The following is a 22,914-nucleotide window of genomic DNA, read 5'->3' on the forward strand; positions in this document are numbered from 1 at the left end:
GGTAGACGACCGGGTTGATAGGCCGGAAGTGGAAGCGCGGTAACGTGTGGAGCTGACCGGTACTAATAGGCCGAGGACTTGTCCATAGATGTTCGCGTCGGCTATGCAATTCAGAGACTGCAAACAGCCCTGCCTGCGCTGATTGTGTGGGTGGTCTGGTTGTGTGTTTCATAGGGTTACGGCGGTTATAGCGGTAGGGAAACACCCGGTTACATTCCGAACCCGGAAGTTAAGCCTTCCAGCGCCGATGGTACTGCACTGGGGACGGTGTGGGAGAGTAGGACGCCGCCGGACAATTTTTGTGGGGGAGGGTCACCTGTTGTGGGTGGCCCTTTCTCTGTTTGTGGGGGGTCCGGGTGCCGGGCCCCCTTTTTGTTGCCCGCGGCCGGGGTGTGTCCCGTTTTGTAGGGGCTTTCCGGGTGTAAGGTTGTGGTGTTGGTGGACGCTGCGGCGGCTAAGGTCCGTAGGCGCTGCGGCGGGGGCTGCTCCGGCCGGCCGTGATAGTTGCGTTCTGGTGATGCCGCTTTCGCGGCCGTCGCGGGCGCGGTGGTTGCTGGCACGGTCCTACGCCGGCCTCCGCAACCCCCGCCTCCGCGCCACCCTCTCCCGCCGCACCCCAGTGATAGGCATCTGTCAACGGACTCCCGATAGTGACCCCCTGCGGTTCCCCGGGGTACCCCAGGGGGTCAGTTTTCAGGATCCGCCGACAGCATCATGCGGATGCCCGCACCGCAGGCATCCGCAATGCCTCCAGCGTTGTGTGGTCCAGCTGCCGCCCGTCGACTGCGTCTGCGCGGCGCGTTCTTGCGACATCGAGAAGCCCGTCACCGTGCTCGAGAATCCAGCGTCCAAGAGCCTCCATCGGCCCATCAACCAGGCTCTCGCCCAGGTCGGTCAGGCTGTAGTCGACGCGAGGCGGGGCCGCGGCGTAGGCCCGTCGGTCGACCAGGCCGTTGGCGAGCAGGCGGTGCAACGCCTCGGTCAGCACCTTGTCGCTGATGCCGCCGATCGCGGTGCGTAGCTCGCGGCGTCGATGCGGACGCGAACGTAAGGCCGCGAGCCCGACGGGATCCCATGTGTGGGCGAAGAGATCGATGGCCGCGCACAGGCGGCAATCGGCGACCAGTTCGTCGCAGTGTGCTCCGCGATCGCTCATCCTGCCTTCTATTGTGGTGCGTTCGTCATGTACTGATCGGTGCGTAACGGGCTTACTACCGTGGCCCCAACGATCTCTGCTTGGGAGAGGCGAGACCGATGCGAATCGGGATCTTGGGGACCGCTCCTTCCGGGCAAACCTTGCCGGTCACCGCCCTAGACGTGAAGTTCGCCGGACCAGATCGTGAGGGCCTGGCCGACGAGCTCGACCCGGTCCCCCTTGACGGTCGTGCGCATCGTGCCGGTGCGCGGCGAGAGCTGCTTGGCGAGGAGGCTCTCCCGTCCCAGCTTCGCCGACCAGTACGGCGCCAGGACGCAGTGGGCCGAACCCGTCACCGGGTCCTCCGGGACGCCGACCCGAGGGGCGAAGAATCGGGAGACGTAATCAGCCTCGTCGGCGGGGCCGGCGGGAGCGGTGACGATGACGGCTCGGACGTCGAACGCGGACAGCGCGTCGATGTCAGGGGTCAGATCGCGTACCACTTGTGACGACTCGACCTCGGCGAGGAGATCGGTATGGCCCATTCCGGTCCACCGTACGGGCACTCCGAGGGCCTCGGCCAAACTGTCCGGCGGGGTGATTTCCGACGGAGAATGCGCCGGGAAATCCATCACTATCGAGCCGCCTTCTGACTGGTCGACAGCGAGAATTCCACTCTGTGTCGAGAATTCGATCTTGCCTTCGGCGAGGCCCGTCGAATAGAGCACATGCGCCGCCGCGAGGGTGGCGTGCCCGCACAACGCGACCTCGACGGTGGGAGTGAACCAGCGCAACGACCGGCGTCCGGTGGCATCGGGACCGAGCACGAACGCGGTTTCCGAGTGACGCATTTCGGCGGCGACGGACTGCATCCAGGAATCGGCGGCCGAGGCTTCCAGCAAACAGACGCCCGCGGGGTTACCCTTGAAGGGTTGGTCGGTGAACGAATCCACGGTGAAGATGCGCATACGAGTGATGCTATCGACGCTGTGAATGCGGCCTGGCGCGGGGGCGCACGCCGGACAAAAAGAAATACAAGTCGGGCGTGTCGCCCGGCTGGGGCCGAATAGTTGGTTACCGTCCTTTCTATCGGGGTAGCCCAAGGCGGCCGGATCTCGGGGAAAGGATGTGCCGATGGGGGCAGTGCGCAAGATGGCGAGCTATCTTGGCCTGGGTGGGGTTGAGCAGTACGACGAGCCCTATGGTGACGAAGAATACGAGGATGACTGGATGCCGGCGTCCGAGCGGGCGGCCAGGCGCTGGCAGTCCGCGGAACAGCCCGCGCGGATCGTGATGGTGCGTCCGCAGAAGTATGACGACGCGTTGACGATCGGGCGGCACTTTCGCGAGGGCCACACGGTGGTCATGGATGTGGTCGGCATGTCGATGGCTGAGGCCACAAGGATGGTCGACTTCGCGGCCGGACTGGCGTACGGCTGTGAGGGCAGGATCGAGCGCATCGCTGAGAAGGTCTTCCTGCTGACCCCTGCCAACGTCGAAGTCTCCATGGTGTGACGCCGAGCCGGGTTTTTCGGGCCCCTGATTCCGCCCGTCCCGGCTCGGCCCGTCCGTGAACGATGGTCGGCGACCGATCCGGCCCCTACGTAATAAGCGATGACCGGCGACCGATCCGGCCCGAGATCAGGCGGCGCGAGGTCCGCGGCGGAGCAGCCGGGTGAGCTCGGTGAAATCCTCGGCGGCCGCGTCGGCGCGTTTGGTTGACTCTCTCGCGTGTTCGTGCAGCGCCCATACGGCGCCTTCGGCGGTCTCGTTCAGTTCGGCGAGTCGAGCCTGAACGTAATCAAGATCGGCCTGCTCCTGGACCCGGCGCCTCCACAGGAGGAAGCCACCCCATCCGGCGACGGCGATCCCGGCGAGCGCGGTCGCCAGCGAGACCGCGAAGCCGGTGCCGAGCAGGACGACGCCGATGCCGATGAGCACGTATCCCAGCCAGTTTCCCCGGCGGTTCGGCACGGATTCGGTGACGATGCCGTGCTCGGCCGCGTACAGCGAATCCCGATCGGGGCCTTCCGGGCGCAGGATCACGGGATGCCCGAGCACCGGGACGGTCACCGCCTCGGGAGGCGGCTCCTGCGCGGCCTGCAAGAGCGACTCCGCCGCGGCTTTCACTGCGGGAGCGGCGACATGGAGGGCGAGCGCCGCCAGGTGCGATTCCGCGCCGGGCTGGACATCCTGGAGCAAATGCCCCTGTAGTGAGCTGAGCGGCCCCTCGTGGCCGCCCTGTCCGATCAGCGTACGGAGCACGGCGAGGGGCTCGGCGTCGGGCCATGCGGATCCGGCCGTGACCTTCGACACCGTTGCGGGCTCCCGGGACGCGGTGATCTCGGCACAGCGCTCGCGCAGGCGGGTGAGCCGGTCGGCGGCCTGGGCCGGACCTGAGATCTCGGGGATCTCGGCCAGCTGGGGGAAGTCGGCGAGCGAGCGCGGTACGACGATCGCGGGCTCGTCGGGGACGAGCGCCTCCAGCCAGAGCTCGTCCTCGGTGGGAACGGCGACCGCGTCGAGCTTACGCAGCACGAAGATCTTCCCGACCGGTCCGTACGCGCCGCGAGCGGCGGCGAGCCACACCGCCCGCTGGCCTGAGGTGACCGGGCGGTCGTCGCTGAGGTCACCGAAGGCCGTGCCGAGCCAGGAGGCGTGGATGCGGTCGCCGTGGCCGGCGACGGCGAGGGCGAGGCAGAGGAAAAGCGCGGTGCGGCCCTCGTCGAGCCGGGCGGCGCGGGAGAGCGGCTCCATCGCGTCCTCGCCGGCCAGGGTGCGGACCAGGGCTTGGAGGGCGGGGGCGAGCCAGTAGTCCGATATGTCCCCGATGTCTGGCGGCAGGCTGGGCGCGCCGCCGCCGGCGGTGAGGTGGACCAGGAGCGCCTCAGCGTACCGATGCAGCTCGGTGGTGTCGGCGAGACCCGCGGTGTCGGGGCTCTTGCTCAGGTCCATGCTCAACGCAGAACGCTCCCCGAGAAGGTGACGAAATGCCGCCGACTGAAGACCGCCCCTGGCGGTGGCCGCGCGCTGCGGGATCGGCGGGCATTCCCTTGACCGGGTCAAGGCTAGACCGTCGCGCCGGCATATCTGGACGAGACGCGCCGGATGGCGAACGGTGACTACCCCGCCCGGAGCAGGTCGCTCCGGGCGGGGAGAGTCGTCACATCCGCTCGGGCACCTCGATGCCGAGCAGGTCGAGACCCTGGAGGAGGACCCGGAGGGTCAGCGCGGAGAGCGCCAGCCGGGACTGCCGCGTGGCGTCGTCTTCGGCCTTGAGCACCGGGCAGCCCTCGTAGAACGACGTGAACGCCTGGGCCACGTCGAACAGGTAGTTGCACAGCCGGTGCGGTTCGGACAGCTCGGCGACGCTCTCGACGACCGTGCCGAAGCCGAGGAGCTGCAACGCGAGTGCCCGCTCCGCGGGCTCGCCGAGAACGATCGGCCCGCTCACGGTGGCCGGGTCGATCGAGCCGTTACGGAAGATCGAGCGGATGCGGGCGGTGGCGTACTGGAGGTACGGCCCGGTGTTGCCGGTCAAGGCCAGCATCCGGTCGAAGTCGAAGACGTACTCGCTGTCGTGGCTGACCGACAGGTCGGCGTACTTCACCGCGCCCATGCCGACCTGGCGGGCGATCGCGCGGCGGACGGAGGGGTCGTAGCCGCGGTCGGCGATGACGGCCTCGGCCCGGATGACCGCCTCCTCCAGCAGCTCGGTCAGTTTGACCGACTCGCCGCTGCGGGTCTTGAACATCTTGCCGTCACTGCCCAGCACGCTGCCGATCTGGACGTGCTCGGCGCTGGCGTCGTCGGTCAGCCAGCCGGCGAGCCGCGCGGAGGCGAACACCATCTGGAAGTGCAGCGACTGGGTGGCGCCCACGACGTAGAGGATGCGGTCGGCCTTCAGGTCGCGCACGCGGTACCGGATGGCGGCGAGGTCGGTGGTGGCGTAGCCGTACCCTCCGTCGCTCTTGCGGATGATCAGCGGGAGCGGCTGGTCGTCGCGCCCGGTGAAGCCGGGCGGGAAGACGCACAGCGCGCCCTCGCTGATGACGGCGACGCCGGAGTGCTCCAGCTCGTCGCAGGCGTCGGCCAGCATCGGGTTGTACATGCTCTCGCCGGCGATGTCGTCGTCGGTGAGGGTGACGCCCAGCTGCTGGTAGACGCGGTTGAAGTAGCGCTGGGTGTACTCGATGAACTCGCGCCACAGGCGGAGGGTGTCGGCGTCGCCGCCCTGCAACAGCGGCACCCGGCGGCGGGCCCGCGCCTCGAAGTCGGGGTCGCCGTCGAACTTGCGGCGGGCCTCCTGGTAGAAGGCGTTCCCGTCACCGGCGGCGAGCCGGGCGAGCGACTCCTCCTCGCCGATATCGAGCAGGTGCTCGATGAGCATGCCGAACGGGGTGCCCCAGTCGCCGAGGTGGTTCTGCCGGATGACGTGGTCGCCGAGGTGCTCGTGCGTGCGCGCCAGGGTGTCGCCCACGATCGTGGTGCGCAGGTGCCCGACGTGCATCTCCTTGGCGGCGTTGGGCGCGGAGTAGTCGATCACGACGGTCTTGGGCGCGGGCTGCGGCACGCCGATCCGCCCGTCCTTCAGCAGCCGCGCGGCCTGCGCGGCGATCCAGCCGTCGGCGAGCGTGAGGTTGAGGAATCCCGGGCCGCTGATCTCGACGGTGATGTCGCTGGTGTCGAGCGCGTTCACCAGGGCCTGGGCGACCTCCCGCGGCGTACGTCGGAGCCGCTTGGCCAGGCTGAGCGCGACGTTCGCCTGGTAGTCGGCGAACTGTGAGGGCCTGATCAGCGGATCTTCGCCTGAGTACTCCTGGCCGAACGCGGTGCCCAGCGCCTGCTGGACCCGCTCGGCGAGCACGAGTTGCGGGTCGGTCATGCGTTCAAGTTTATCGACGGCCGTCCATCGATTTTCCAGCTCGGAAGCCCGTTTCACCAGAGCCGATGCGATCTCGGGATGGAGGCGATCCGTTCGCCGATGCGGGTGACGATCTCTCCGGCGGCCAGGCGGGCGGCGAGCTCGCACGCGGCGGCGACGCCCCCGGCCCGGGACGAACCGTGCGCGATGACGACGGTTCCGTTCAGGCCGAGCAGTACGGCCCCGCCGTGGGCCTCGGGGTCGAGCCGGCGGTAGAGCCGGCGCAGCCGGGGGCGCTGGAGCATGCCGCCGAGCCGGGCGACGGCGCTCTCGTCGATCGCTTCCCGGAACTGCGCGAAGGCGTACTTGATGCTGCCTTCGAGGGTCTTCAGCGCGACGTTCCCGGTGAAGCCGTCGGCCACGACGATGTCGACCCGGCCGGTGAGCAGATCGTGGCCCTCGACGTTTCCGGCGAAGTCGATTCCGGGCGTGCCGGAGAGCAGTTCGTGCGCGCGCTTGACGAGCTTGTTGCCCTTCTCGGCCTCCGAGCCGATCGTGAGCAGCCCGACCCGGGGCCGGGGGAGATCGAGCGCGATCTGGGCGAAGGCCACGCCGAGATGTGCGAACTGGACCAGCATCTCGGGCTTGGCGTCGGCGTTGGCGCCCGCGTCGAGGAGCACGGTGGGCGTCGGCAGGGTAGGCAGGGTGACCGCGATGGCGGGCCGCCCGACGCCCTGCTGCCCGCGCAACCGGAGCTTTCCGGTGGCGACCACCCCGGCGGTGGATCCGGCGGACACGACGGCCGACGCGTCGCCACGCCGCAGCAGGTGACAGGCGACCGCGATGCTGGAACGTGGGCGGCGCAGGCTGGCGAGCGCGCCCTCGTCCATGGCGAGGGCCTCCTCGGCGCGGACGATGGGGATCTCCGAGGTGGCGTCGTGCGCGGCGAGCGCGTCGTAGAGCAGTCGCGGCTGGCCGACGAGGACCACGGGGACTCCGCGTTCCCTGACCGCCTGTACGGCTCCCGCCACGATCTCCCGGGGAGCGTTGTCCCCGCCCATGGCGTCGAGGGCCACCGGCAGCGCACCGACTGGTCCCAGGTCGGGCGCAACACGGTCCAATCGGTTCACCTCACGAGTCTGCCACCTGCGCGGATCGTTGGCGCGAGCGTAGACCGTGCGTGCGGGCGGAGCCGTCAGTCGTGCCAGGGGGAATGCCAGTCGGCGGCGCCCCTGGAAAGGATGATTTTTCCGAACCTGGCCTTCCCCGTCACCCTGATGAGCGGCCCGTCACCCTCGTGGCCGCCGGAGACGTGGCGCTTGGAGAACAGGGCGCTGCCCTCATCCATGATCCGGGCGTTCTCCGGAACGCGGACGATCAGCTTGCCGCAGAACGAGTTGAGCTCGAGGGTGATCTCCCGGCCGGGCAGCACCGCGTCGCGCAGGTCGACGATCAGCGCCCCGAAGGTCGCGCGGAGCTCGGTGTGCCGGCCGGCCACCCAGCGCCCACCCCGGATGACCTTGCTGAAGACGGCGGTCACCTCCTGTCTTTCGGCCGTCACCGTCGTGCCGGAGGTGCCGGGGAGGCCGGGAAGGTCGCGGGTCAGGGGGACGAGGTCACCGATCGTCACCGCGGTGTAGGCCGCGGCGAGCCGGTCCGCGTGCTCCGTGGAGGTGAGACGGCCCGTGGCCAGGCCCTCGCCGAGGACGGCCGCGACCCTGTCCCGGTCGGCGTCCGAGGCCCGCTGGCCTGCGTCTCCATCGCCGTATGGGGTCAAGGAAGTCACAAGCCGCACGATACCTCTTTTCGCGATATGTCGCGAGATCTGGAGCGATGCGGCAGAACCTCACAAGAAAGCTTCCTGGCTGTGGAACCTGTGGTTGAGGTGGTCGCTCGGGTTATATGAGAACCTCAGACGCGCGACAGGGGTAGTTGGTTTACACAGTTCCCAAAACCTACTGAGAAAGGAAGGCCGAGTGATCTTTAGCAAAGGCGCACGCGGCTTCCGGGCCTACACCACCAAACATCTCGACGAACTTCTTGGCCGCGGCGGCCTGGACGAGCAGGCCCGGCTGCGGGTGCGCGCCGTGGCGACGGTCCTGCCGTTCCGCACGAACGCCTACGTCGTCGACGAACTGATCGACTGGTCGGCCGTCCCCGACGACCCGATCTACCGGCTCGTCTTCCCGCAGGAGGACATGTTGCCCGAGGCGGACGTCTCGCGGCTGGCAGGCCTACTGCGCGACGCCGCGCCGGCGGCGCGGGTCCAGGAGGCGGCCCGCGAGATCCGGATGCGGCTCAACCCGCATCCGGCCGGGCAGCTCGAACTCAACGTGCCCCGCGTGGACGGCGAACCTGTTCCGGGGCTGCAGCACAAGTACTCCGAGACCGTGCTGTTCTTCCCGAAGCAGGGTCAGACCTGCCACGCGTACTGCACCTACTGTTTCCGCTGGGCCCAGTTCATCGGTGAGCCCGACCTCAAGATGGCCTCCGACGACATCGGCAACCTCGTCGAGTACGTCAAGGCGCATCCCGAGGTGACGAGCATCCTCTTCACCGGCGGCGACCCGATGATCATGAGCGAGGCGGTGCTCCGCCGCTACGTCGAGCCGCTGCTCGGGCTGGAGCAGATCGAGTCGATCCGCATCGGCACCAAGTCCCTGGCGTACTGGCCGGACCGGTTCGTCGGCGACCCGGACGCGGGCGCGACGCTCAAGCTCTTCACCGAAGTGGTCGAGTCGGGCAAGAGTCTCGCCTTCATGGCGCACTTCACCCACCCCCGGGAGCTCGAACCCGACATCGTCCAGACGGCGGTCGGGCGGATCCTGGAGAGCGGTGCGACGATCCGGACCCAGGCGCCGCTCATCCGCTCCATCAACGACCGCCCCGACACCTGGTCCCACATGTGGCGGCGGCAGACCGCCATGGGCATGATCCCCTACTACATGTTCGTCGAGCGCGACACCGGCCCGCAGGACTACTTCGCGGTCACCCTCGCCGAGGCGCACCGGATCTTCCGCGACGCGTACGCCCAGGTTTCCGGGCTGTGCCGTACGGTCAGGGGGCCGTCCATGTCGGCCACCCCCGGCAAGGTCTGCGTCGACGGCGTCACCGAGGTCGCCGGGCAGCGCGTCTTCGTCCTCCATTTCATCCAGGCACGCGATCCCGAACTGGTCGGGCGCCCCTTCTTCGCCCACTACGACCCCCACGCGGTCTGGCTCGACGATCTGAGACCGGCGTTCGCGGACCGTTTCCCCTTCGAGTTCACCGAGGCTCCCAACCGGCTCAGCGCCTGACCCGAGGCGGAATCAGCCCCGAAAACGGTCTGTCGCGCGGCTCCGTAACGGGCTGAATTCTCAAGCGAGAGGAAAATCTGCTCCTCCGGCCTGGGAGGCATGTTTACCGAGCCTTTTTCCCAGGCCGGGGATCGCTTCATGTGAAATCCCGATGAAACCGGATTCTTGGGGATGACTGGAAGGTGATCGCTAGTCCCCGAATTTCTGGACATTCCGGTCATCATCCCTGGTAGCGGCGTGGACGCGCAGGACAGCCCGACCTTCGAGAAGGGTGATAGAAATGCCGTCCGTAGCTGAGTCCTGGCCGACGACGTACGTCGGCGCACGAGAGGTAAATTCCCGCTCTCGTGAAAAGGGATATGAACCGGGGGAATTATGAATCGAATCATTAAGGCCGCCGCGGTCCTCGTCACCGCCGGTATCGCGGGCATGTCCGCCGTGCCGGCCCAGGCCTCGGCCGCTGACACCGGCGCCGACGCACAGCTCGCGGCCGTCACCAGGGCGCTCTCCGACGTCCGCGCCGATGTGGTCGCCGGCGCGACCGGCTCCCTGCAGGGCCAGCTCGCCACCGTGGCGAACCTGGCAGCTCACGCGGACGCGACCGTCAACGCGACGGTGGCGGCCCAGCTCACCGCGACGGCCAACGTCGCCCTCGGCGCGGTCGTCGACGTCAGGGCCACCACCGAGGCGCAGCTCGCGGCCGCCGCGGACCTGACCGCGGGTGTCACCGCCGCGCTCGCTGCGAACGTGAACGCGAACGTCCAGGCGCAGCTCACCGCCGCCGCGAACCTGACCGCGAACGTCGCCGCCGCCCTCACCGCCAACGTGAACGCCGCGGCCACGGTCGCGGTGAACGCGAACGCCGTCGTCGCGGCCCAGCTCGCCGTCGCCGCCAGTGCCGCCGCGAACGCCGCCGCCACCCTCACGGCCGTCGCCGACGCGCGTCTGGGCGCCGGCGTGTGCGTCCTCGCCGGCATCAGGATCCCCGTCGTCGTCCTGGTGGGCAACGTCCATGCCCTGGCCAACGCCTCGGCCGTGCTCGCCGCGAACGTGAACGCCGCCATCAACGTCGGTCTCGTGGCGAACCTGACCGCCCTGCTCAACGTCAACGTCGGCGTCAACGCGCTGGCCGGCATCAGGGTGCTCGTGCCCGGGGTTGCCACCTCCACCATCAACACGGTGAAGTCCACCTCCTCGACCACGACCACACGTGCGAACGGTTGGACGAAGACGGTGACCACGTCCATTGTGCCGTGGAACACGGTGACGGTGATCAAGAACACCAGCACCACGACCAACAGCACCGGCACCACCGGCACCACCACCGGCACCACGCCGGGGACGTCGACCACCACGACGACCACCAACACTCCGGGCACCTCGGGCGCCCCGGGCTACGCCCGCCTCGCCCGCTAGGCGAACGGTGATCGCGTGCTGACGAAGCACTGAAAGGATGAGAGCCGGTCGGCGCCCTCCAGGCGCCGGCCGGCTCTTTTCGTGTCGTCTGCTCGCTCCCGCCTGCGCCGTCCCCGCGCGGAACCGCTTTCCCGGCGTGCGGGCGCCCGGCGCGGGATCAGTTGTAGGCGCCGCGCACGCAGGTGCGCCGCCCGATCTCGGCCTGGAGCCGGGCCATCTGCCAGTGCAGATCGATCAGCTGCTCGGCGATCAAATTGAACGGAAGCTCCGAGGGATCTTCGGCGGCCAAACGGTCGATCGCCGTCGCGAGGTCACCCATCCCACCCTCCGATGTCCAGGTCGAATCTACGTTCGAATCATAATGGAACACCGGGACGGGCGCATCAGGTTTCGTAGGTCGGCGCGATGTATCCGCGGGCCAGGGTGCTCGCCGTGATGTTGAAGCCCACCACGGCGGGCGGCGCGTCGTCGCCCACCCCGAGCTTCTCGACCTTCAGCGCGTGCACGGCGAAGACGTAACGGTGCGGCCACCCCGGCGGCGGAGCGGCGCCGCCGTACGCCCGCTGGCTGTAGTCGTTGCGGCCGTGCACGGCGCCCTCGGGAAGGCCGGCGAAATCGGGGGCCGTCCCCGCGCCCGTCGGCAGCTCGGTGACGTCCGCCGGGATGTCGTACAGGAGCCAGTGCCAGAATCCGCTGCCGGTGGGCGCGTCCGGGTCGAAGCAGGTCACCGCATAGCTTTTCGTGCCCTCGGGCGCTCCCGACCAGCGCAGGTTCGGCGACAGGTTCTGCCCGGTCATGCCCCAGTCGTTGAAGACGTGGGCGTCGGACAGGCGTTCGCCGTCCCGCGCGTCGTCGCTCTCGACCGTCAGGCCGGGCACCTGGGGCAGATGGTCATAGGGAATCGGCGGCTGCGTCGGCACGGTCCGTCCTCCGATGGTTCGACGTCATGGTCGCGTCCCATCCTGGTACGGCCGCCGCGTGGTCGCCACTGGCCGCGCTCAGGCCTTGTTGTACGCGGCGAGGACCTTCGTCGGGTCGCCATCCATCTTGATCTTGCCCTTGTGCAGCCAGATGACGCGGCTGCAGGTGTCCTCGATGACGTCGAGGTTGTGGGCCACCAGGAAGACGGTGCCGGCGGACTCGCGCATCTCCTTGATGCGCTGCTGGCTCCTCTTCTTGAACTCGCGGTCGCCGGTGGCCAGCGCCTCGTCGATGAGGAGGACGTCGTGCGTCTTGGCGGAGGAGATGGCGAAGCGCAGCCGCGCGCCCATACCGGAGGAGTAGGTGGACATCGGGAACTGCACGAACTCGCCGATGCCGGAGAAGTCGACGATCTCGTCGTACTTCTCCTGCAACTCGCTCGGGGACATGCCCATGGCGTAGCAGCCGAGGACGATGTTGCGCTCGCCGGTGAGCTCCTTCATCAGGGCCGCGTTGACGCCGAGCAGGGACGGCTGGCCGTCGGTGTAGACGGCGCCCTTGTGCGGCGGAAGCAGTCCGGCGATCGCTCGCAGCAGCGTCGACTTGCCGGAGCCGTTGCGGCCGACGATGCCGATCGCCTCTCCGTGGCGGGCGACGAAGGAGACGCCCTTGACGGCGTGGACCTCCTTCATCTGGGGACGGCCCTGGCGCCGGACGATGCGCATGAGCGCGTTGGCGGCGTTGCCCTTCTGCGCGTCGGAGGCGGCGCCGTAGACCTTGTAGACGATGTGGAGGTTGTCCACGATCACCGTGGGCGTCCCGAGCTCCTGAGGGGGCGTGGGCGCCTGCGATTCTTCCTGGGGCACGTGGGACAGCTCCTTGGTCAGCTCAGCCACGTCCGTACCTCTCCTCGGCCCGCCAGAAGTACCAGAAGCCGACGATCAGCGCGAATACCGCCCAGAATACGCACGTTATCCAGGCCCAGCGTTCCGGGAACCTTTGGTAGATCAGCAGATCGCGCATGAACTCGATGTAGGCGGCGGCCGGGTTGAACTCCAGGACCCACCGGAGCGCATCCGGCAGCTTCCCCGTGCGCTCGGTGATGCTGTAGAAGACGCCGGAGGCGTACAGCCAGGTGCGGGTGATGAACGGCAGGAGCTGGTTCATGTCGCGGACGAACGCGCCGACGCGGGCCATGAACAGGCTGACGCCCATGTTGAAGACGAGCTGCAGGACCAGTGAGACGGGGATGAGCAGCCACAGCCAGGTGATCGGCATCCCCATGGCGAGGACGAGCAGGATGAGCACGCCCATCGACCAGGCGAGCTGCTGCAGCTCCTGCACCGCGTACGCCAGAGGAAGCGAGGCGCGGGGGAAGTGCAGGGCCCTGATGAGCGACAGGTTCGAGGAGATGGACTTCGCGCCGCCGGTCACCGTCCGCTGGGTGAAGGTGAAGACCATGACCCCGGTGATGAGGAACGCGGGGTAGTTGGGGATGTTCTTGCTCTGGCCGAGGATGACCCCGAACATCAGCCAGTAGACAGCGGCGTTGAGCAGCGGGGTGAGCACCTGCCAGAGCTGGCCGAGCGCCGACTCGGAGTACTTCGAGACGTTCCTGGACGTGGCGTACGTCAGGATGAAGTGCCTCCGCGTCCACAATTGGCGCAGGTACGCGGGCAGGGTGGGGCGCGCGATGGCGCGTCGCAACCCGTGACGCTCGGCGAGCGCGGCCAGTGATTCCGGCGCCCCGCCGCCCGCCTGGGCGTCCGCGACCGCGGAATCCGGCTGGCTCATGGGATGGACTCTATTGGATGGCGATGAGTAAGAGACCGGTGATGGTGATCCGTTGGCCTCTCGTGGACGTCGGCCGTGACCGTCACGGGGAGCGGGGCCGGCGGCTTGGTCAAAGGTAGCCCAGTGGCTCATGGTATGGGGACAAGGCGCGAGGTCAGATGTCATGAAGACTCCGATGCCTGACCAATCGCATCCTATGTGTACCTTGTTGGGTGGTTTGGGCTTCGCATCGGCATTTAGCCCGGCCTTGTTGGTATGCGTATGACGCCCCACCGACGCACGTGTGACCGAACTGCAACGCACAAGAGACTCGTCTGGTGCGCGGAGTGAGGGATGCTCGCGACGACTGGCAGGGCGTCGGCAGGCTTGACCATGTTTGCAAACGAGGGGACCTCACCACCATGAGAGGAACCCGCGCGTGGAAACGGGACATGCCAGCCAACGCCCATCCTTAGAGGGAGGATCAATCCACTATGCGCGTAGCTAAGGGCGCACAGATCGCCGCGGGCACCGCGCTGCTTGCGCTTGGTGTCGCAGCCTGCGGCGGCGGCGGCAGCGGTTCCGGCGGCAGCGACGGCGGTACCAACCCCCGCGCGGCCGAGAGCACGGTGTACATCAGGGGATGTGAGCCCCAGACCGGCTTCGTCCCGGGCAACATCAACGAGACGTGCGGCGGCACGATCAACGGGTTCGTGTACGACCGCCTCGTCAAGTACAACAGCGACACCGCCGCCCCCGAGCTGAACCAGGCCGAGTCGATCGAGACGTCGGACAACAAGGTCTGGACGATCAAGCTCAAGCCGGGGCTGAAGTGGAGTGACGGCTCGCCGGTCACCGCCAAGAACTACGTCGACGCCTGGAACTACACCGCCTACAGCCCCAACGCGCAGATCGGCACCTCGTGGTTCGAGGGCGTCGAGGGCTACGACGACGTCGCGACGCAGGACCCGGACGGCCCCGACGGGCCGAAGAAGGCTCCCGAGCCGAAGAAGGACACGATGTCCGGCCTCGAGGTCATCGACGACCTCACCTTCAAGGTCACGCTGAAGGCCCCCGAGGCGGTGTTCCGCACCAAGCTCGGCTACACGACCTTCGCCGCGCTGCCCGAGGCCTTCTTCAAGGACCCCACGGCCTTCAAGGACAACCCCGTCACGAACGGCCCCTTCAAGTTCGTGAAGTGGGACCACAACTCCCAGATCGTGGTCGAGGCCAACCCCGACTACCCGGGTGCCGAGAAGCCCAAGGTCAAGAAGATCGTCTACAAGATGTACAAGGACGACGACGCGGCCTACGCGGACCTGGTCTCCAACAACCTCGACTTCACCGAGCTCGTCCCGCCGTCGGCCCTGGCCGGCGACAAGTGGAAGAGCGACCTCGGTGACCGCGCCATCGAGGGCCAGCAGGGCGTCATCCAGACGCTCACCGTCGCGCTGTACGACAAGAAGTACGGCGGCAACGCCGACTTCCGCAAGGCGCTCTCCATGGCGATCGACCGGAAGACCATCACCGACAAGATCTTCAACAAGGGTCGCGTCCCGCTCGACGGCTGGATCTCCCCGCTGGTCGACGGCTACAAGTCGCCGGGCGCCTGCGGCGAGCTCTGCACCTTCGACCCGGCCAAGGCCAAGGAGTACCTCGCCAAGGCCAAGGCCGCGGGTTACACGCCGCCGGCCGAGTACCCCCTCTGGTACAACGGCGACTCCGCGCACAAGGAGTGGGTGGACGCCACGGCCAACAGCATCAACCAGGCCCTGGGCGCCGACTCCGGCTTCAAGGTCGTGGGCAAGGCCACGCCGACCTTCGCCGAGCTGCGCGACATGGCGACCACGCACAAGGTGACGGGCATGCTCCGCACCGGCTGGCAGATGGACTACCCGCACATCGAGAACTTCCTGAACCCGCTGTACAAGACCGGCTCCTCCTCGAACGACGGTCTGTTCAGCGACAAGGAGCTCGACGCCAAGCTGCGTGAGGGCGACACCAACGCCGACCCGGCGCAGTCCATCGCGGCCTACCAGGCCGCGGAGGCCATGATGGTCAAGGAGATGCCGGTCATCCCGCTCTGGTCGTTCGGTCTGCAGGCGGGCACCTCGAAGTGGGTGACCGGGGTTAAGGTCACGCCGTTCGGCGAGCTCGACCCGCTGTCCATCGCGATCAAGTAAGCGTAGGCTCGCCTCGCATGCGCCACGAGGCCGGTTCCAGACCGGGGCCGGCCTCGCTGGCTGTCTGACGGCGGATACGTAAAGTCACGGCTTCCGCCACTGTCCAGCCCTTCTTTTCGGTCCCCGCACTCACCCACCTGCGGCATTGTGGACCGGAAAGGATGCATGTACGACCTTTAGCGTCAGAGTGGAGGTGCGCATGGGCCGATACGCGATCCGGCGCCTGCTGCAACTCATCCCCGTGCTTTTGGGCACGACATTTCTCATCAACTTCATGGTGTGGCAGCTGCCCGGTGACCCGTTCGCCGCGCGCTGCGGCCAGCGGGCATGCCCCGACTCCTACATCAGCGCCATGCGCGAGCAGTTCGCCCTGGACCAGCCGATCCTCGTGCAGTATTGGCACTTCCTGAAGAACCTGCTCTCCGGCGACCTGGGGGTGAACTTCAACCAGGTCTCCGTGGCGACGCAGCTCGCCGACGCCTGGCCCATCACCATCCGGCTCGCCCTGATGGCGGTCGCGTTCGAGGCGATCGTCGGCATCGCCGCCGGCGTGCTCTCCGGCCTGAAGCGCGGCGGCTTCCTCGACAACGTGATCACGATTTCCACGTTGCTCATGCTGTCGCTCCCGGTCTTCGTCACCGGCTTCATCCTGCAGTGGCTGCTCGGCGTGCAGCTCCAGTGGATCAACCCGACGGTCTCTCCGGAGGCTCCCCTCTCCGAGCTGGTCATCCCGGCCTTCGTGCTGGCCAGTCTCAACCTCGCGTTCACCGCCCGGTTGACCCGTACGAGCATCGTCGAGAACCGGCGTTCCGACTACGTCCGTACCGCGATCGCGAAGGGGATGACGAACAAGCGCGTGGTGGCGGTGCACCTCCTGCGCAACTCGCTGATCCCCGCGCTGACCTTCCTCGGCACCGAGGTGGGATCGCTCATGTCCGGTGCCATCGTCACTGAGGGTATTTTCAATATTCACGGCATCGGCGGCCTGCTCTTCAGCGCGATCAACAACCAGGACTTCACGATCGTGGTGCCCGTCACCTCCCTGCTGGTGTTGATCTACCTTGTGACCAACCTGCTCGTCGACCTCCTCTACGGCGTGCTCGACCCGAGGATCCGCTATGAGTGAAGCAAACGAGAAGACGCGCAGCCTGTGGCACGACACCTGGGACATCCTGAAGCGGAGGAAGATCTTCTGGATCTCCTTGGTGCTGCTCGTGCTGTTCCTGGTGATGGCGGCGTTCCCGACGCTGTTCACGCACAAGGACCCCGAGTTCGCCGAACTCGCGCGAAGCATGGAGCCGCCGAGCAAGGACGCCTGGTTCGGGTTCGACCTCCAGGGTCGGGACGTGTACGCGCGTACGATCTACGGGGCCCGGACCTCGATCATCGTGGGCACGCTCGCCACGCTGGGCACGGTGCTGCTCGGTGGCGTCGCCGGTGTGATCGCGGCATACCGCGGCAGGTGGATCGACTCGCTCCTGTCCCGCGTCGGTGAGATGTTCCTCGGCGTGCCGTACGTGCTCGGCGCGATCATCATCCTCGGCACGGTGGCCCCGGTCCAGTCCAACCCCACCAAGACGATGATCATGGGCGTTGTGATCATCGTGCTGGCCGTGCTCGGCTGGCCGGTGCTCATGCGCATCGCCAGGTCCGCCGTCATCCAGGCCAAGCACCAGGACTATGTGCAGGCCGCCCGCGCGCTGGGCGCGGGTCCGTTCCGGATCATCTTCAAGCACCTGCTGCCCAACTCGCTGGCGCCCATCCTGGTCTACTCCACGATCACCATCGGCAGCTACATCGGCGCCGAGGCGACCCTGTCGCTCCTCGGCATCGGCCTGCGCTCGCCGGTCATCTCCTGGGGCATCGCGATCGCCGACCACACCCGGTACATCCGGACCGGCGCGCACGCGATGCTGTTCCCGGCCGCGTTCCTGTCCCTCTGCGTGCTCACCTTCGTCATGCTTGGCGAGGCCGTACGCGACGCACTCGACCCCAAGCTTCGCTAGGAGGCACGAGCAATGATCGAAGTGCTTCCCGAGTCCGCGGGCAGCGGCACGGGCAGTGGAGCTCTGCTGGAGGTGGAGAACCTCCACGTCGAATTCCACACCCGGACCGGCGTGGCCAAGGCGGTGAACGGCGTCACCTACAGCGTGGACGCGGGGGAGACGCTCGCCGTGCTCGGCGAGTCGGGCTCCGGCAAGAGCGTCACCGCCCAGACGATCATGGGCATCCTCGACATCCCGCCCGGCAAGATCGCCGGCGGGGCGATCCGCTTCCGCGGGGTCGACCTGCTGAAGCTGCCCGAGGACGAGCGCAGGAAGATCCGCGGCGAGGGCATCGCCATGATCTTCCAGGACGCGCTGTCGGCGCTGAACCCGGTGTTCCCGGTGGGCTGGCAGATCGCCGAGATGTTCCGCATCCACCGGGGCATGTCCCGGGCCGACGCCAAGAAGAAGGCGATCGAGCTCATGGACCGCGTGCGCATCCCCGCCGCCAAGGACCGGGTGAACGACTTCCCGCACCAGTTCTCCGGCGGTATGCGCCAGCGCATCATGATCGCGATGTCGATCGCGCTGGACCCCGAGGTCCTGATCGCCGACGAGCCGACCACCGCGCTCGACGTGACGGTGCAGGCCCAGATCATGGAGCTGCTGGCGGAGCTCCAGCGGGACAGCAACATGGGGCTGATCCTGATCACCCACGACCTCGGCGTGGTCGCCGACGTCGCGGACAAGATCGCCGTCATGTACGGCGGGCGGATCGTGGAGAACGCGCCGGTCCACGAGCTCTACCGGAACCCCACGCACCCGTACACCAAGGGCCTGCTGGAGTCGATCCCCCGGGTCGACCTCAAGGGCCAGGAGCTGTACGCGATCAAGGGCATGCCGCCCAACCTGCTCCAGATGCCGACGGGCTGCGCGTTCCACCCCCGCTGCCCGTACAAGCAGGAGAAGTGCGTGAGCGAGGTTCCCCCGCTGCACACGATCAGCGGCACGCGCAGCAGCGCCTGCCACTTCTGGAGGGAGGTTCTCGATGGCGACGCCCAGTGAGGTCGTGCTCGAAGTCCGCGACCTGGTCAAGCACTTCCCGCTGACCCAGGGCATCCTCTACAAGCGGCAGATCGGCGCGATCAAGGCGGTCGACGGCATCTCCTTCGACCTCCATCGCGGCGAGACGCTGGGCATCGTGGGGGAGTCGGGCTGTGGCAAGTCCACCCTGGCCAAGCTCCTCATGGCGCTCGAACGGCCCACCTCGGGCAAGGTCCTCGTCCAGGGCAAGGACATCGCCGCCGCCCGGGGGTCCGAGCTCAAGCACATGCGGCGCAACATCCAGATGGTGATGCAGGACCCGTACACCTCGCTGAACCCGCGGATGACCGTCGGCGACATCGTCGGCGAGCCGTTCGAGATCCACTCGGAGGTCGTGCCGAAGGGCGACCGCCGCAAGCGGGTGCAGGAACTGCTGGAGGTCGTGGGCCTCAACCCCGACCACATCAACCGGTACCCGCACCAGTTCTCCGGCGGCCAGCGCCAGCGCATCGGCATCGCCCGGGGGCTCGCGCTCCAGCCTGAGATCATCATCTGCGACGAGCCGGTCTCCGCGCTCGACGTGTCGATCCAGGCCCAGGTGATGAACCTGCTGGACGGGCTCCAGAAGGAGTTCAACCTCGCGTACATCTTCATCGCCCACGACCTGTCGGTGGTGCGCCACATCTCCGACCGCGTCGGCGTGATGTACCTGGGCAAGATGGTCGAGCTGGGCAAGGACACCGAGATCTACGACCAGCCGAGCCACCCGTACACCCAGGCGCTGCTCTCGGCCGTCCCGGTGCCCGACCCCGAGGGGCGCGAGCAGCGTGAGCGGATCATCCTGCAGGGTGACCCGCCCTCGCCGGCGAACCCGCCGTCGGGCTGCCGGTTCCGTACGCGCTGCTGGAAGGCGCAGGACATCTGCGCCGAGCAGGAGCCGCTGCTGGAGATCCGCGCGAACGCGGGCGACCACCCGAGCGCCTGCCACTTCGCCGAGTCCGAGGACGTCGTTCACGTGAACTGACGCCACCGGTCGACGGGTCACAAACGCCCGGCCGCCTCAAGGGCGCGCCGGGCGTTCGCCATTCCGGCGCCGTACACGTCGTCGTGCCCGCCGCGCGGGCGTTCGACCGCGCCCCGCTGGAGCGCCCGGCGCACCTGCTGGGCCGACAGGTCGGGGTAGCGGGAGCGGATCAGCGCGGCGACACCCGCGACGAGGGCGGCGGCCGAGCTCGTCCCGTCAGCCATCACGTAGGAGCCGCGTCCCTGCGCGCTGACGATTTCCGTGCCCGGGGCGACGAGGGACAGGTAGTCCTGACGGTTGGAGAACGAGGCGGGACGCCCCGCGCGGTCCACCGCGCCCACCGCGATCACGCCCGGATAGGCGGCGGGGAAGTTTCTCTGGTTCGCTCCCGCGCCGTCGTTGCCGGAGGACGCGATCAGCACGACCTGGTGGGACAGGGCGTAGCGCACGGCCCTCTCCTCGACGGCCGATCCCCGATAGGAGCCCCTGCCGCCGCCGAGCGACATGCTGATCACCTGCGCGCCGTGGTCCACGGCGTACCTGATGCCGCGGGCGACCGCGTCGTGGCAGACGTCGCGCGTGCCGCCGGTCCGCGGCGCATCGTCGTCCAGAGTGACCTTGATCGAGAGGATCCGTACCTCGGGGGCCACGCCGAGGATGCCGTGCGTGTCGCTCGGGCCGTGCCCGCGTCCCGCGATCAGGGCGGCCATCGCGGTGCCGTGCTCGCCGGAGGACACGTGCGGCGTCTGCCGGACCGCGTCCGGCCCCGCGCCGCAGGATCCCCGCTTCCTCCCCGTCGCGGTTCCGGTGAGATCCGGGCCCCGGACGATCGCTCCCTTGAGGTCAGGGTGCCGGTCGTCCACGCCCGTGTCGAGCACGGCGACGGTGACTCCGGAGCCGCGGGTGATCCGCCACGCCTCCCTGACCTCCATGGCCTGCAGCGGCCACTGGCGCGCGCGCATCGTCGCGCCCACGTCCCCAGAGGGGCCGGCCGTCGCGCCGGTGAGCAGGCAGGCGGCGAGCAGGAGCGGTACGACGCAGAAGAGCAGCGCCGACCTCATGCCGCGACGAGCCTCCTCCCCGGGACGGCGGGCCAGGGAGGGCCAATTCTTTCACGGGACCGTTGACCCGAGTTGATGTTTCGGTGAACGACCCCTTGCTGTCCGTTATGTTACGGCTGCCCCTTCTGTGATTGGAGCGACAGCCGTACGTGGGCGCCGGGAGGGAGCCCGAGCCGCTCGGAGGCGTCTCCGGAGTTCACCGCGAGCGCGATGAGCCCGGCGGAGTCCGTGAAAACGACCAGGTCGCCGGGCGGCACCGCCGCGAACGTCTCCCGGTACGGCACGGCGAGTTGCCGCCTGCCGAGCCACACACCCAGGGTGTCTCCCGGGTGCACGCCCAGGACGGCCAGGTCCGCGCCGGTGATGGAGAGCTGGACGTTGCCGTGGCGGTCCACCGAGAGCACCTCGCCCTCGACCGCGCCGTCCCGCACCCGGGACGTGGGGGCGGGCAGCGAGACCAGGCCGAGGACGTCGATCCGCGGGCCCACGTCGCCCGGCCGGCGCCCGGCGCAGAGGTGCGCCGCCACCGGCGCGAAGATGTCCCGTCCGGGAAAGGTCGGCGAGACCGGCTTCAGGAACAGGTCCTCGTTGGCGATCTCGTAGGCCGCCTCGGCACCGCCCGCGGCGTGGAGCGCCCAGGACAGCACACCGTTGTCCGGGCCGAGGAACACCCGTCCGCCCGCCTCGACGGCGACCAGGCGGCGGTTGCCCCCCATGGCGGGATCGATGACCGCGACGTGCACCCCCGGAGGCAGGTAGGGCAGGGTCTGCGCCAGGATCGCCGCGCCGCGTCGTACGTCCCCCTCGGGCACGAGGTGCGCGACGTCGATGATCCGGGCCTCCGGCGCTATTCCGATGATCACTCCGTGGCACGCGGCGACGAACCCGTCTTCCAGCCCGTAGTCGGTGAGGAGCGTGATAACTGAGGTCACACCTGGTGACATTACGTCCGGCTTTCCGCTCTGAACACCCCGGCGTTCCACTACTACCATGTGGGCGGGCGACAAGCCCGCTGAGGAGGAGAGCATGGATACTGCGCCGGCAGGCGGCGAAGGTCCCGCTCCCGAGAACGCCCCCCGGCCTCAGGCACTCTCGGATCGCGATCGCCAGGTGCTCGCGTTCGAGCGTCAGTGGTGGCGCTACGCGGGAGCCAAGGAACAAGCCATCAGGGAGACCTTCGACATCTCCGCGACCCGTTACTACCAGATCCTCGGGGAGCTGATCGACCGGGTCGAGGCCATGGAGCACGACCCGATGCTGGTCAAGCGCCTGCGACGGATGAGGGCCACGCGCCGGCGTGATCGTGCCGGGCGCCGTTTTGGTCCGCACTCGTGACTGTTTTGGGGGTATGTAGCCCGCTATGGGAGACCAGATGACGCCCGTCGAGGCGCTGATCAGGACCGAGGCGGGACGCGCCGGACTGGCGGCGGTGCGGGATGATCCCTCCGGGGCGGTGATCGGCCTCGACTACGACGGAACGCTGTCGCCCATCGTGTCCGACCCCGCGTCCGCCCGGATCCACCCCGACGCCCCCGCCGTGCTCGTACGGCTCGGCGAGCTGGTGCGCTCGGTCGTCATCGTGACCGGCCGCCCGGCCCTCCAGGCGCTCGCCCTCGGTGAGGCGTCCGACGGCCCGTCCCTCGCCGACGTGCCGGGGCTGGTCGTCCTCGGCCACTACGGCATGGAGCGGTGGGAGGGCGGGGACGTCACCGCGCCGCCTCCGCCGCCCGGTCTCGACCGCGTACGCGCCGAGCTGCCCTCCATCACGCGGGCCTTCGACGGCGTCCTGATCGAGGACAAGGGCCGGGCGGTGGCCGTGCACACCCGGACGGCGGCCGACCCCGAGGGAGCGCTGCTCGCGCTCAATGAGCCGGTGGCGAAGCTGGCCGCGGCCTCCGGGCTGATCGTCGAGCCGGGACGGCTGGTCCTGGAGCTGCGGCCGCCCGGCATGGACAAGGGGCAGGCCCTGCGCGCGTTCCTCACCGAGCGGTCGGCTCGGTCCGTCATGTTCTTCGGGGACGACCTCGGCGACATCGCGGCTTTCGACGCGGTGGCGACCTGCGGCCTGCCGGGGGTACGGGTGTGCAGCGGCTCGGCCGAGGTCACCCGGCTGGTCGAGCACGCCGACGCTGTCGTGGACGGCCCCGAGGGCGTCGTCCGGTTTCTCGGGTCACTCGTCCGGTTGATCTCGCCGGACAGGGCGGTGTGATCT

Annotated in this window: 22 protein-coding genes and 2 rRNA genes; 12 read left to right on the top strand and 12 right to left on the bottom strand. The window is 68.4% G+C overall.

What is annotated here, in order from left to right; translation table 11 throughout:
• A 23S ribosomal RNA gene (locus QSK17_RS07475) occupies positions 1-86 on the top strand; the annotation flags it as partial.
• A gap of 91 nt (positions 87-177) precedes the next feature.
• Positions 178-294: ribosomal RNA gene (rrf, locus tag QSK17_RS07480) — 5S ribosomal RNA — on the top strand.
• A 418-nt stretch (positions 295-712) separates the two neighbouring features.
• On the opposite strand, the gene QSK17_RS07485 is transcribed toward rrf, so the two are convergent.
• Both QSK17_RS07485 and QSK17_RS07490 read right to left on the bottom strand, forming a co-directional pair.
• Positions 713-1,156 (bottom strand): winged helix-turn-helix transcriptional regulator, encoded by a 444-nt coding sequence (locus QSK17_RS07485; protein WP_285703737.1) that lies wholly within the window; start codon positions 1,154-1,156, stop codon positions 713-715.
• A gap of 155 nt (positions 1,157-1,311) precedes the next feature.
• Positions 1,312-2,103: a PhzF family phenazine biosynthesis protein gene (locus QSK17_RS07490; protein ID WP_285703738.1), complete on the bottom strand. Its 792-nt coding sequence runs from the start codon at positions 2,101-2,103 to the stop codon at positions 1,312-1,314.
• 166 nt (positions 2,104-2,269) lie between these two features.
• Here QSK17_RS07490 and QSK17_RS07495 point away from each other — a divergent pair, with 166 nt between their 5' ends.
• A complete protein-coding gene (locus tag QSK17_RS07495) occupies positions 2,270-2,650 on the top strand; it encodes a cell division protein SepF (RefSeq protein ID WP_285703739.1) in 381 nt (126 codons plus the stop codon).
• 126 nt (positions 2,651-2,776) lie between these two features.
• Here QSK17_RS07495 and QSK17_RS07500 read toward each other — a convergent pair whose 3' ends face one another.
• The 4 genes from QSK17_RS07500 to QSK17_RS07515 all read right to left on the bottom strand — a co-directional run bounded on the left by QSK17_RS07500 (position 2,777) and on the right by QSK17_RS07515 (position 7,785).
• The gene (locus QSK17_RS07500; protein WP_285704157.1) at positions 2,777-4,090 is read right to left on the bottom strand and encodes a hypothetical protein; all 1,314 of its coding nucleotides are present in this window, start codon (positions 4,088-4,090) and stop codon (positions 2,777-2,779) included.
• A gap of 208 nt (positions 4,091-4,298) precedes the next feature.
• Positions 4,299-6,020 carry an arginine--tRNA ligase gene (argS, locus tag QSK17_RS07505; RefSeq protein ID WP_285703740.1) on the bottom strand — a complete coding sequence of 574 codons (1,722 nt, stop codon included), beginning with the start codon at positions 6,018-6,020 and terminating at the stop codon, positions 4,299-4,301.
• Positions 6,021-6,073: 53 nt separating this feature from the next.
• Entirely contained in the window at positions 6,074-7,120 is a 1,047-nt protein-coding gene (plsX, locus tag QSK17_RS07510; RefSeq protein WP_285704158.1) for a phosphate acyltransferase PlsX, read from the bottom strand.
• A 74-nt stretch (positions 7,121-7,194) separates the two neighbouring features.
• Positions 7,195-7,785 (bottom strand): DUF1707 SHOCT-like domain-containing protein, encoded by a 591-nt coding sequence (locus QSK17_RS07515; protein ID WP_285703741.1) that lies wholly within the window; start codon positions 7,783-7,785, stop codon positions 7,195-7,197.
• 190 nt (positions 7,786-7,975) lie between these two features.
• On the opposite strand from QSK17_RS07515, the gene QSK17_RS07520 reads away from it, so the two are divergent.
• Together QSK17_RS07520 and QSK17_RS07525 are read left to right on the top strand one after the other, a co-directional pair.
• The gene (locus tag QSK17_RS07520; RefSeq protein WP_285703743.1) at positions 7,976-9,295 is read left to right on the top strand and encodes a KamA family radical SAM protein; all 1,320 of its coding nucleotides are present in this window, start codon (positions 7,976-7,978) and stop codon (positions 9,293-9,295) included.
• A gap of 375 nt (positions 9,296-9,670) precedes the next feature.
• On the top strand, positions 9,671-10,711 hold the full coding sequence (locus QSK17_RS07525; protein WP_285703745.1) for a hypothetical protein: 1,041 nt from the start codon (positions 9,671-9,673) through the stop codon (positions 10,709-10,711).
• A 157-nt stretch (positions 10,712-10,868) separates the two neighbouring features.
• On the opposite strand, the gene QSK17_RS07530 is transcribed toward QSK17_RS07525, so the two are convergent.
• From QSK17_RS07530 to QSK17_RS07545, 4 genes are all read right to left on the bottom strand, one after another.
• Positions 10,869-11,030 (bottom strand): hypothetical protein, encoded by a 162-nt coding sequence (locus tag QSK17_RS07530; protein ID WP_285703746.1) that lies wholly within the window; start codon positions 11,028-11,030, stop codon positions 10,869-10,871.
• Between the two features lie 64 nt (positions 11,031-11,094).
• The gene (locus QSK17_RS07535) at positions 11,095-11,631 is read right to left on the bottom strand and encodes a YbhB/YbcL family Raf kinase inhibitor-like protein (protein ID WP_285703748.1); all 537 of its coding nucleotides are present in this window, start codon (positions 11,629-11,631) and stop codon (positions 11,095-11,097) included.
• 78 nt (positions 11,632-11,709) lie between these two features.
• On the bottom strand, positions 11,710-12,507 hold the full coding sequence (locus tag QSK17_RS07540) for an ABC transporter ATP-binding protein (RefSeq protein ID WP_285704159.1): 798 nt from the start codon (positions 12,505-12,507) through the stop codon (positions 11,710-11,712).
• Positions 12,508-12,520: 13 nt separating this feature from the next.
• Positions 12,521-13,426 (bottom strand): ABC transporter permease, encoded by a 906-nt coding sequence (locus QSK17_RS07545; RefSeq protein WP_285703750.1) that lies wholly within the window; start codon positions 13,424-13,426, stop codon positions 12,521-12,523.
• 473 nt (positions 13,427-13,899) lie between these two features.
• Between QSK17_RS07545 and QSK17_RS07550 the strand changes: the two genes are divergently transcribed.
• From QSK17_RS07550 to QSK17_RS07570, 5 genes are all read left to right on the top strand, one after another.
• The gene (locus QSK17_RS07550; protein ID WP_285703752.1) at positions 13,900-15,588 is read left to right on the top strand and encodes a peptide ABC transporter substrate-binding protein; all 1,689 of its coding nucleotides are present in this window, start codon (positions 13,900-13,902) and stop codon (positions 15,586-15,588) included.
• Positions 15,589-15,787: 199 nt separating this feature from the next.
• Positions 15,788-16,714 carry an ABC transporter permease gene (locus QSK17_RS07555; protein WP_285703754.1) on the top strand — a complete coding sequence of 309 codons (927 nt, stop codon included), beginning with the start codon at positions 15,788-15,790 and terminating at the stop codon, positions 16,712-16,714.
• Positions 16,707-17,594, top strand: a complete 888-nt coding sequence (locus QSK17_RS07560; protein WP_285703755.1) for an ABC transporter permease — start codon at positions 16,707-16,709, stop codon at positions 17,592-17,594. Before QSK17_RS07555 ends, QSK17_RS07560 begins: the two co-directional genes overlap by 8 nt.
• Positions 17,595-17,606: 12 nt before the next feature.
• Positions 17,607-18,638 (top strand): ABC transporter ATP-binding protein, encoded by a 1,032-nt coding sequence (locus QSK17_RS07565; protein ID WP_285703757.1) that lies wholly within the window; start codon positions 17,607-17,609, stop codon positions 18,636-18,638.
• The gene (locus tag QSK17_RS07570) at positions 18,622-19,641 is read left to right on the top strand and encodes an ABC transporter ATP-binding protein (RefSeq protein WP_285703758.1); all 1,020 of its coding nucleotides are present in this window, start codon (positions 18,622-18,624) and stop codon (positions 19,639-19,641) included. Before QSK17_RS07565 ends, QSK17_RS07570 begins: the two co-directional genes overlap by 17 nt.
• 17 nt (positions 19,642-19,658) lie before the next feature.
• Here QSK17_RS07570 and QSK17_RS07575 read toward each other — a convergent pair whose 3' ends face one another.
• On the bottom strand, positions 19,659-20,702 hold the full coding sequence (locus QSK17_RS07575; protein WP_285703759.1) for a S8 family serine peptidase: 1,044 nt from the start codon (positions 20,700-20,702) through the stop codon (positions 19,659-19,661).
• Positions 20,703-20,812: 110 nt separating this feature from the next.
• A complete protein-coding gene (locus QSK17_RS07580; RefSeq protein WP_285703760.1) occupies positions 20,813-21,634 on the bottom strand; it encodes an SAM hydrolase/SAM-dependent halogenase family protein in 822 nt (273 codons plus the stop codon).
• Between the two features lie 94 nt (positions 21,635-21,728).
• On the opposite strand from QSK17_RS07580, the gene QSK17_RS07585 reads away from it, so the two are divergent.
• Both QSK17_RS07585 and otsB read left to right on the top strand, forming a co-directional pair.
• Positions 21,729-22,037 carry a DUF3263 domain-containing protein gene (locus tag QSK17_RS07585; RefSeq protein WP_285703761.1) on the top strand — a complete coding sequence of 103 codons (309 nt, stop codon included), beginning with the start codon at positions 21,729-21,731 and terminating at the stop codon, positions 22,035-22,037.
• A 37-nt stretch (positions 22,038-22,074) separates the two neighbouring features.
• Entirely contained in the window at positions 22,075-22,911 is an 837-nt protein-coding gene (gene otsB / locus QSK17_RS07590; RefSeq protein ID WP_285703762.1) for a trehalose-phosphatase, read from the top strand.
• The last annotated feature ends 3 nt before the right edge of the window (positions 22,912-22,914 follow it).

Source organism: Microtetraspora sp. NBRC 16547, assembly GCF_030268965.1.
Taxonomy (GTDB): domain Bacteria; phylum Actinomycetota; class Actinomycetes; order Streptosporangiales; family Streptosporangiaceae; genus Microtetraspora.